Origin of the sequence: Streptomyces caelestis, from assembly GCF_001279005.1 — a bacterium.
Taxonomy (GTDB): Bacteria; Actinomycetota; Actinomycetes; order Streptomycetales; family Streptomycetaceae; genus Streptomyces; species Streptomyces heliomycini.
On sequence record NZ_LGCN01000092.1, the window covers coordinates 1 to 362 of the forward strand.

At 75.7% G+C, this 362-nt stretch carries 1 protein-coding gene; it reads left to right on the forward strand.

Features of this window, described 5'->3' with window-relative positions; genetic code table 11:
- On the forward strand, nucleotides 1-362 hold a 362-nt coding region (locus tag ADK41_RS09345), incomplete at both ends, for a KR domain-containing protein (RefSeq protein ID WP_037805373.1).

The window sequence follows — 362 nt, forward strand, 5'->3', positions numbered from 1 at the left end:
AGGCTCCGGTGTGGGGTCTGGTGCGTGCGGCGCTGGCGGAGAATCCGGGCCGTTTCGCGCTGGCCGACGTCGGGGCCGGCACGGACGCCGAGGTGGATGTGGCGGTGGCGGCCGTGGCCGCGGGTGAGCCGGAGGTGGCGGTGCGGGACGGTGCGGTGCTGGTGCCGCGTCTGACCCGTCTGCCGTCGCCCGACTCGGGCGGCGAGCTGGAGACGGACCGTACGGTCCCCGCGCTGGACGGCACGGGTGCGGTTCTGGTCACCGGTGGTACGGGTGGTCTGGGGGCGGTGGTCGCCCGTTATCTGGTGGCCGAGCGTGGGGTGCGGGATCTGGTCCTGACGTCCCGGCGGGGCCCCGACGCC